This is a genomic window from Halomonas sp. KM-1 (assembly GCF_000246875.1).
Lineage (GTDB): Bacteria > Pseudomonadota > Gammaproteobacteria > Pseudomonadales > Halomonadaceae > Halomonas > Halomonas aerodenitrificans.
The window spans coordinates 1-9,738 of the sequence record NZ_BAEU01000086.1 but is presented as its reverse complement, the minus strand read 5'-3'; the positions used below and the strand labels follow the sequence as shown (position 1 = coordinate 9,738).

8 protein-coding genes are annotated in these 9,738 nt (G+C 66.1%); all 8 read left to right on the top strand.

Annotation, left to right across the window (positions count from 1 at the left end):
• Positions 1–479, top strand: a 479-nt coding sequence (locus B8115_RS09515) for a flavin reductase family protein (protein WP_010627557.1), incomplete at its 5' end; no start/stop codon positions are given.
• 44 nt (positions 480–523) lie between these two features.
• Positions 524–1,534 (top strand): TRAP transporter substrate-binding protein, encoded by a 1,011-nt coding sequence (locus tag B8115_RS09510; RefSeq protein ID WP_010627556.1) that lies wholly within the window; start codon positions 524–526, stop codon positions 1,532–1,534.
• A 231-nt stretch (positions 1,535–1,765) separates the two neighbouring features.
• On the top strand, positions 1,766–2,536 hold the full coding sequence (locus B8115_RS09505; RefSeq protein WP_026038013.1) for a crotonase/enoyl-CoA hydratase family protein: 771 nt from the start codon (positions 1,766–1,768) through the stop codon (positions 2,534–2,536).
• Between the two features lie 10 nt (positions 2,537–2,546).
• Complete coding sequence (locus tag B8115_RS09500) at positions 2,547–3,332, top strand: 3-hydroxyacyl-CoA dehydrogenase (RefSeq protein ID WP_010627554.1); 786 nt, start codon at positions 2,547–2,549, stop codon at positions 3,330–3,332.
• Between the two features lie 196 nt (positions 3,333–3,528).
• Positions 3,529–5,313, top strand: coding sequence for an acyl-CoA dehydrogenase (locus B8115_RS09495; protein WP_010627553.1), 1,785 nt, complete (start codon positions 3,529–3,531; stop codon positions 5,311–5,313).
• A gap of 259 nt (positions 5,314–5,572) precedes the next feature.
• Positions 5,573–7,066 (top strand): aldehyde dehydrogenase family protein, encoded by a 1,494-nt coding sequence (locus B8115_RS09490; protein WP_010627552.1) that lies wholly within the window; start codon positions 5,573–5,575, stop codon positions 7,064–7,066.
• 202 nt (positions 7,067–7,268) lie between these two features.
• Entirely contained in the window at positions 7,269–8,672 is a 1,404-nt protein-coding gene (locus B8115_RS09485; RefSeq protein WP_010627551.1) for an APC family permease, read from the top strand.
• Positions 8,673–8,710: 38 nt separating this feature from the next.
• On the top strand, positions 8,711–9,622 hold the full coding sequence (locus B8115_RS09480) for a helix-turn-helix domain-containing protein (RefSeq protein ID WP_010627550.1): 912 nt from the start codon (positions 8,711–8,713) through the stop codon (positions 9,620–9,622).
• Positions 9,623–9,738 lie beyond the last annotated feature (116 nt).

The following is a 9,738-nucleotide window of genomic DNA, read 5'->3' as shown; positions in this document are numbered from 1 at the left end:
ATATCGCGAGCCACTTCGACGACGGCGAGCCGGCGCAGCAACTCGACCTCGCGGCGCTGGTCGCCACGCCGGACCCCGACGCCCGGGTCTACGTCTGCGGCCCCACCGGCTTCATCGAGGCGGTGCTGTCGGCCTGCAAGGCGGCGGGCTGGCCCGGCGATCGGCTGCACACCGAGTACTTCGCCGGTGCCGTGACCGACACCACGGACGACGGCAGCTTCGAGGTCAAGATCGCCAGCAGCGGCGCCAGCTTCACCGTGCCCGCCGACAAGACGGTGCACCAGGTGCTGTCCGAGAACGGCATCGAGATCATGGTCTCCTGCGAACAGGGCGTCTGCGGCACCTGCCTGACCCGGGTGCTGGAGGGCGAGCCCGACCACCGCGACCTCTACCTGGACGACGACGAGCACGCCGCCAACGACCAGTTCACCCCCTGCTGCTCGCGAGCCAAGAGCAAGGTCCTGGTGCTGGACCTGTAGGCGCTTCACATGACGACACCCATAACGACAAGAGGAACACCCCCATGACACCCAGCAAGATCGTCACCGGTATCGCTTTGGCAACCACGCTGCTGGCCGCACCGGCTCTGGCCGAGGCCACCACCCTGCGCATCGCCCACGTCTGGCCCGGCGGCTCGCTGATCGACCGCGAGCTGTTCCAGGCCTGGGCAGAGAGCGTCGAGGAGGCCTCCGACGGTCGCCTGCAGGTGCAGATCTTCCCCGGCGCCACCCTCACCGGTGCCGACAACGCCTACCAGGGCGTGGTCAACGGCATCGCCGACATCGGCGCCACCGCCCAGGGCTACAACGCCGGGCGCTTCCCGCTGACCCAGGTGGTCGAGCTACCCGGCGTCTCGGCCAGCAGCCGCCAGGGCTCGTGCATCCTGCAGTCGCTCTATGAGCAGGGGCACTTCGACGAGGAGTACTCCGATACCCGGCCGCTGTTCATGTTCACCACCGGCCCCGGCTACCTGCACACCAAGGAGCGCCTGATCGAGACGCCGGCGGACTTGGAAGGGCTGCGCCTACGCCGGCCCACGCCGGTGGTCGGCGACATGTTCACCCGGCTCGGCGCCCAGGCCGTGGGCATGCCGGCACCGGAAGTATTCACCTCCATGCAGCGCGGTGTGGTCGACGGGCTAAGCTTCAACTGGGAGGGCATGAAGACCTTCCGCCTCAACGAGCTGGCCAGCTACCACACCGAGGTGCCGCTCTACGACCTGTCGCTGTTCGCCACCATGAACCAGCGCACCTACGACAGCTTGCCCGAAGACCTGCAGCAGGTGATCGACGACCACAGCGGCCTGGAGTGGTCGCTGCGCGCCGCCGAGGTCTACGACGAGCTGATCCGCCAGGGCCGCCAGGACGCCGAAGAGGCCGGCCACGAGTTCCTGGTCATCGAGGATGCCCTCGAGGATGCCGACTGGGGGCCGGTGCTGAACGAGACCATCGAACGCTACCTGGATGAAGTCGGCGAGGAGGGCAGGGAGGTCTACGAAGCCGCCCTCGCGCTACAGGACGAGTGCCGCGCCTGAGTTTTTCGCTCTTCGTTTCACTCACCACTCGCCACTCTCCTACTCTCTAAGTAACCCTTCGTTGACGGCAGCCCTCGGGCTGCCGTCTTCGTTTTTCGACCCCAAGACCAAAGTCGAAGAAAGGCAAGAATGACCCGGCCCGGCAACTGCTGTAACCTACCCATTGTTTAAATGCACAACAGTATCTTCGAACAACAAGCGCTCAGCTTGACGACTATTGCCGAGGCCCACATGACCGAAACGCTCGTCAAGACGACTCTGGACGACACCATCTACACCATCACCCTGGCGCGCCCGGAGAAGCGTAACGCGGTCAGCGACCGTCTGCTCAGCGCTCTGGAAGAGGCCTTGGTGGCCACGCCGCAAGAGACCCGGGTCATCATTCTGGCCGCCGAGGGCAAGCATTTCTGCGCCGGTCTGGACCTCGCCGAACATCAGCATCGCGACCCCTTCGGCGTGGTGCAGCACTCCCGCGGCTGGCACCGTATCTTCGATCGCCTGCAGAACGGCGGCCTGCCGGTGGTGACTGCCATGCAGGGCGCGGTGATCGGCGGCGGCCTGGAGCTGGCCACCGCCACCCATGTACGGGTCGCCGAATCCAGCACCGTCTATCAGCTGCCGGAGGGCCGCCACGGCATCTTCGTCGGCGGCGGCGCCTCGGTACGGGTCTCCAACATCATCGGCCCCGGCCGCATGTGCGAGATGATGCTCACCGGCCGCGTCATGGACGCCGACGAAGGGCAGCGCCTCGGCCTCTCCCACTACGTGGTCGGTAACGGCGAGAGCCTCGACAAGGCCCGCCAGCTCGCCGAGCGCATCGCCGAGAACGCCCCCATGGCCAACTGGGCCATGGTCTCCGCCATCTCGCGCATCGACAACATGGCCAGCGACGACGGCCTGTTCGTGGAATCGCTCACCGCCGCTCTGACCCAGACCAGCCCCGAGGTGGCCGAGCGCATCGGCAGTTTCTTTACCAAGAAAGGCCAGGGTCCGCGCACCTGAGGAGAACACCATGAAGTTCCAGGACAATACCTTCATCGTCACCGGCGGCGCCTCGGGGCTGGGAGAAGCCACCGCCCGCGCCCTGCACGATGCCGGCGGCAACGTGGTGATCGCCGATCTCAATGCCGAGCGCGGCGAGAAGCTGGCGGGCGAGCTGAACGCCAGGAGCGCCACCGACCGCGCGCTGTTCCGCCGCACCGACGTTACCAGCGAGGCCGATGCCCAGGCCGTGGTGGCGCTGGCCGTGGACACCTTCGGCGGCCTGCACGGGCTGATCAACTGCGCCGGGGTCGGCGATCCCGCCAAGGTGGTCGATCGTCACGGCGAGCCGCTGCCGCTGGAAGCCTTCGCCCGCATCGTCAACATCAACCTGTTGGGCACCTTCAACATGCTGCGCCTGGCCGCCGCCGCCATGGCCAAGGGCGAGCCCCAGGCCGACGGCGAGCGCGGAGTAATCGTCAACACCGCCTCGGTAGCGGCCTTCGACGGCCAGATCGGCCAGCCCGCCTATGCGGCCTCCAAGGGCGGCATCGTCTCCATGACCCTGCCCATCGCCCGGGAAATGGCGCGCCACGGCATCCGCGTCATGACCATCGCCCCGGGACTGTTCAGGACCCCGCTGATGGAGGCGCTGCCGGAAGAGGCGCAGCAATCCCTGGCCGCGTCCATCCCTTTCCCCAATCGCCTGGGAGAGCCCGACGAGTTCGCACGCCTGGCCTGCCATATCGTCGATAACCCCATGCTCAACGGCGAGACCATTCGAGTAGATGGGGCGATCCGTATGGCTCCGAGGTAAAAGCCCCTTCTTCGGCACCGTTCTCGGTGGGCGCCGGCGGGCAGGTCGTAGCGAAGGTCTTTTGCCATGGATGGCAAAAGTAGCGCCCAGGGAAGGGTTCACAGCGCCTTCGCGAAGGCCTGCCCACCGGGATAGCCCACCCCCACCAGATCCAGACCCTATCTACGTCCGGCCAGCAACGAGGAACGTCCATCGCATGCTCGATTACCAGGCACCGCTGCGCGATATGCAGTTCATCCTCGAGGAGCTGGCCGGTCTCGAGCGGATTGGCGACCTGCCCGGTTGCGAGGACGCTTCGGCGGATCTGGTCAGCGCCGTGCTGGAGGAGGCCGGCAAGTTCGCCGCCGGCGTGCTCGCCCCGCTCAACCCGGTCGGCGACCAGCAGGGCTGCCGCCTGGAAGGCGAGCGAGTGGTCACTCCCGAGGGCTGGCAGACGGCCTACGACCAGTTCCGCGAGGCCGGCTGGATCGGCCTCTCGCTGCCCCCTGGACATGGTGGTCAGGGGCTACCCAAACTGGTCTCCACCCCGGTGTGGGAGATGTGGTTCTCGGCCAACATGGCCTTCGCCATGCTGCCCCAGCTCAACGTGGGCCAGACCGAGGCGCTGACCATCGCCGCCAGCGAGGCACAGAAAGCCACCTGGCTCGACAAGATCGTCAGCGGCGAGTGGGCCGCCACCATGAACCTCACCGAGCCCCAGGCCGGCTCCGACCTGGCCGCCACGCGCATGCGCGCCGAGCCCGAGGGCGATGACGCCTACCGCCTGTTCGGCCAGAAGATCTTCATCTCCTACGGCGAGCACGAACTCACCCCCAACATCGTGCATCTGGTACTGGCCCGGCTGCCCGACGCCCCGCCGGGGGTGAAGGGGCTGTCGCTGTTCCTGGTGCCCAAGTACCTGCTCGACGAGCAGGGCGAGCCGGGGCAGCGCAACGACATCCGCTGCATCGCCATCGAGCACAAGATGGGCATCCACGGCAGCCCCACCTGCACCCTCAGCTACGGTGACGACGGCGGCGCCCTGGGTTATCTGGTCGGCGAGCCGCACCAGGGCCTGGCCACCATGTTCGTGATGATGAACGAGGCCCGCTTCAACGTGGGCATCCAGGGCCTGGCGCTGGGCGAGCGCGCCTATCAGGCCGCCCTCGCCTACGCCCGGGAGCGCGTCCAGGGGCGCGACATCGTCAGCGGCGAAGTCGGCCGGCCCATCATCGTCCACCCCGACGTCAAGCGCATGCTGGTGTCGATGCGCGCCCGGCTGATGGCCATGCGCGGCCTGCTCTACAGCGCCGCCGGCTGGTTCGACCTCGCCCGTCACCACCCCGAGGCCGAAGTCGCCGACAAGTACCGCCGCTACGTCGATCTGCTGATGCCGGTGGCCAAGGGCTGGTGCACCGAGGTGGGTAACGACCTCTGCGACGAGGCGATCCAGGTCTTCGGCGGCATGGGCTTCGTCGAGGAGACCGGGGTGGCCCAGCTGTTCCGCGACGCCCGCGTCATCACCATCTACGAGGGCACCACCGGCATCCAGGCCAACGACCTGCTGGGGCGCAAGATCCTGCGTGAGGACGCCGCCACCCTGCGCGAGCTGATTGCGGATATCCACGAGACGGCCGCTCGGCTCGAATCTGATGCCAAGCTCAGCGACCTGGCGCAGCCGCTCCACGGCCAGGCCACCCTGCTCGACCAGAGCGCCGACTGGCTGCTGGCCCACAAGGCCGACACCGCCGTGCTCTATGCCGGCGCCGTGCCTCTGCTACATATGCTCGGCATCGCCTGCGGCGCCTGGCAGATGGCCCGCCTGGCTCTGGCCGCCGAAGCCCGCCGCACGACAGGCGACGGCGACCCCGACTACCTGGCGGGGCTGAGCGAATTGGCCCGTTTCTATCTTGCCACCCAGGCCCCCCAGGCCCACGCCCACGGCCACACCCTGCGCCACGCCGGCGCGGTGTTGAGCCGCATGTCCGAGACAGGGCTTTGAGAGAAGCCGTCACCCCACCTTGACGATCAGCGCCGCGGCGGAGTCGCCAGCGGCGCAGCCGGTCACCAGGGCGTAGACGCCGCCCTCATCGAAGCCTCCTTCTCGTTTCGCGCATACAAGTATTTTGCAGCAGCCTTTTGCCGCTCCTGGCAGGTGGAGTCATCTTCATGGCACCCAGCGACAAGTCACCCGCCCTGGAGGCTGCTAGCGTCAGTCATGCCCCACCGAAACCGCGGCTATACGACAAGAGGCACGCACAATGACCGACACCATGATCGCCAGGCTTCCCGAAGTGGATGCCTTTCTCTCTCGGGCCTCAGGCTCTTTCATCGATGGTGAGCACCTTTCCGGCAGTGGCCGCCATGCGGATATCATCGACCCCTCGAACGCCTTGTCTTTGACCCGTCTGGGGCTTGCTGACGAGGCGATCGTCGACCGGGCCGTCGCTAGCGCCAAGCGCTGCTTCGACAACGGCATTTGGCGCGGCATGAAGCCCGCTCAGCGCGAGCGTATCCTGCTCAAGTTCGCCGACCTGGTGGAAGCTCATGGCGAGGAGCTGGCCCAACTCGAGAGCCTCAACCAAGGCAAGTCGATCCATATTGCGCGCATGGTGGATGTGGGCTTCTCCGTCGATTTCATGCGTTATACCGCCGGCTGGACCACCAAGCTCGAAGGGCAGACCACCTCGGTCTCCATCGGCATGCCCGAAGGCGCCGAGTTTCATGCCTATACGCTGCGCCAGCCGGTGGGCGTCGTGGCCGGGATCGTACCCTGGAATTTCCCTTTCATGATCACCCTGTGGAAGGTGATCCCGGCGCTGGCAGCAGGCTGCTCCATCGTCATCAAGCCGGCCACCGAGACTCCACTGAGTGCCCTGCGCTTGGCGGAGCTGGCTCTGGAGGCGGGCGTTCCAGCCGGGACCTTCAACGTGGTGGTAGGCGCCGGCTCTATCGCCGGACAGTACTTGGCGGAGCACCCCGACGTGCGCAAGGTGACCTTCACCGGCAGCACCGCGGTGGGCAAGCAGATCGGCCATGCCGCCGTCGATCACATGGCCCGCTTTTCGCTGGAGCTGGGCGGCAAGAACCCCATGCTCGTGCTGGAAGACGCCGACCTGGACAAGGCGGTACACGGGGCCTTGATGGCGGGGTTGCTCAACCAAGGCCAGGTGTGCGCTGCCGCCTCGCGCTTCTATGTGCACCGCTCGCTGCACGATGCGTTCTGCGAGCGCCTGCATGGCGCCATCCAGGGCATGTCGGTCGGACCCGGCCTGGATCCGGCAGCGCAGCTCAATCCGCTGGTCTCGAGGCGTCATCAACAGAGCGTATTGGCACATATCGAGCGTGCCCAGGCGGAGGGGGCCAAGGTGTTACGTGGCGCCGCTGTGCCCGAGGAAGGTTTCTATGTCTCGCCGGTGGTCCTCAGTGGCGTGACCCAGCAGATGACGGTGGCCCGTGAGGAGGTATTCGGGCCGGTACTCTCGGTGATCCCCTTCGACAAGATCGAGGAGGGGCTGGCCATGGTCAACGACAGCGACCTCGGGCTGGCCGCCAGCCTGTGGACCAACGACCTGAGCCAGGCCATGCGCCTGATCCCACGAATCGAAGCAGGCACGGTATGGGTCAACACCCACGTGACCCTGGATGCCAGCCTGCCCTTCGGCGGCGTCAAGCAGTCCGGCATCGGTAGAGAGTTCGGCCGCGAAGCGGTGGAGGCCTGCACCGAACTCAAGTCGGTGTGCATCGCTTATTGATGCCTCCTCATCCTTGCGTCCGATGCCATTGCGTATCGGACGCTTTTTTATGCCTGCCGCCTGACACTGAGCGTCAACTCCCCGTCAAGGACAGTCAAGACATCCACCGGCGTCAAGTACAGGCTGTGCATGAGGCTCGCCACGTAAGCTCGGATGCGCCCAGGGACCACAACGACACAATAGGCCTTTCCGGAGATTCACCATGATCGACTCCACGTCCACCCGGGGCGCCAGCGCCCACGAGAGTCACCCTTCGAGTGCGCCGGGCATCGGCTTCAAGACCATGATCGCCATCTGCGTCGGCTGCGTCGTAGTGCAAGGAGCGATGGCCTCGGCGCTGATGGGCTTCGGTATAGGAGGCCTGAGCTTTCTGGCAGCCATGGGGCTGGCCTTGATCTTCGCCTTCTGCAATGCCATCACCTTTTCCGAACTCTCCCTGATGTACCCCTCGTCGTCGGGTACCCTCGCGACCTATACCCAGAAGGCCATCGGCCATTTCCCGGCGATCGTCTCGGTATTTTCCGGCTACGTGGTGGTGGCCATGTTCGGCCTGTCGGCGGAGCTGATTCTGGTCGATCTCCTGCTGCAGACGCTATTTCCCGGCCTGCTGCCCCCTTACTTGATTCCGCTGGTACTGCTGACCGGACTGGCGGTACTGAATATCCTGGGCACCGATGTCTTCGCCAAGACGCAGAACCTGTTCACCTTCGCCATGATCGCCGCCATCCTGCTGGTCGGCGCCACCGCGCTTCTGGACACACCCTCGGCTTCGGTCGTCCAGGTGGCGGCCGGCATCGGCTGGGGGCAGGAGGGCATCTTCGACGGCAGCTTCATCGCCCTCACGGCATTGGCCATGTGGATGTTCGTCGGCTGCGAGTTCATCTGCCCGCTGATCAATGACATCCGCCAGCCGGAACGCCGCGTGCCGCGGGCGATGTTCATGTCGCTGCTGATTATCTTCGTGCTGTTCGCGCTGTTCTGCCTGGGTGCCGGGCGCTATCTCTCCCAGGAGACGCTGACCACCTCGCCCCTGCCCTACCTGGACCTGGTCGACGGCGTCTTCGGCCAGGCGGGTCTGATCATCGCCACCGTCATGGGGCTGACCGCCACCTGCAGCACCGTAAACACCGTGCTCGCCGCAGTGCCCCGCATGCTTTCGGGCATGGCCGACAACGGCCAGGCGTTCGCCATCATGGGCCGGAAGCATGCACGTTTCGACACGCCCTGGGTCGGCATCCTGTTCCTGGCGACGATCGTGGCGATCCCCTTCCTGCTGGTCAGCCCCGACAACATCATCCTGCTGCTGATCGGTGCTGCGACCAGCTGGCTGCTGGCCTATATCGTCGCGCATATCAACGTCATCGTGCTGCGTGCCAGGAAGCCTGACCACGCACGCCCTTATCGCACCCCTTTCTACCCCGTCCCTCAGGTCATCGGCATCATCGGCATGGGCTACGTGGCCGCCAACGCCTCGCCGTCGCCGGACATGACGGCCACCGTCTACACCCTGCTCGGCGTGGTGCTCGGCATTGTCGCCGTGATCGCACTCTTCTGGGTCAAGTTCCGTATGCAGACCGGGCTCTTCGAGCCGGACATGAGCGACTGAACGCCGTCGCAGAGCATCACGAGCCAGAGGCGCCCCTCATGACTATCGCTCTCTACCACTGCGAAGACGTCATCGACCATGCCCAGCGGCTGGATGGCTGGCAGCAGGAGTTCGACCAGATCGAGGAGGGGTGCTTCTGCGGCGATATCGTCGATGTCACCGGCCGGGGGCTGCGATTGTTCCGCGAGAGTGCCAACCTGGGCCTGTCCCAGTCGATGCACTTCCCGGAAACCCAGTGGCATCTGGTCCTGCCGATCCACTGGCCGAGCGAAGGCCTGTTTCCCGCCGACGCCATCACGGTGCTACCGCGCTGCGAGCGATTCTGGAGCGTGGCAACCGGGCGCTACGACCTGCTGGTGGTGTCGATCGACCGCCACCGCTACGGCTGGCTGGAGCGGGACGAGCGGCGGTTGCGCGCGCTGGAGGTAGCAGCGCCAGTGCTGACCGCCGTTAGGCAGCAGTGGCAAGCGATGACGGACTACCTGCAGGCGGCACAGGCCCACGGCGGCCCACCGGCATCGCTGCAGCCGGTGTTCCTGCACCAGCTAGAGGAGGGAGTCGCGCTGCTACTTGGTGACTGCACGCGATCGCCGCGACTCGACGACGTCTGCTATCGTACTCGGCGCTATATCGTCGATCGCTGCCAGGTGCTGACCCGGGCTCGGCCCGACGATCCCCCCTCGCTGATGTCGCTGTGTCGCCAGTTGAAGATCTCGCGCCGCACCCTGCAATACAGCTTTCAGAAGGAGACCGGCCAGGCGCCGGTGCACTATCTGCGCGCACTTCGGCTCAACGCGGTTCGGCGAAGCCTGTTGCGGGAGCCCACCCAACGCATTGCCGATGCCGCCGCCCGTCAGGGGTTCTTCCATCTGAGCTACTTTGGCCGCGAATACCGACGCCTGTTCCGGGAGCCACCCTCCGCCACCCTTCAGCGCGCCCAGACGCAATAGCCGCGAGACGGACGGCGGGCGGTCATCGCGCCGGACATGACCGTTCGCGTCAGAAGCGATCGAAGCGATAGGGGGCCGGATCGATAATCGGCTCGGCGCCGGAGAGAAGGTCGGCC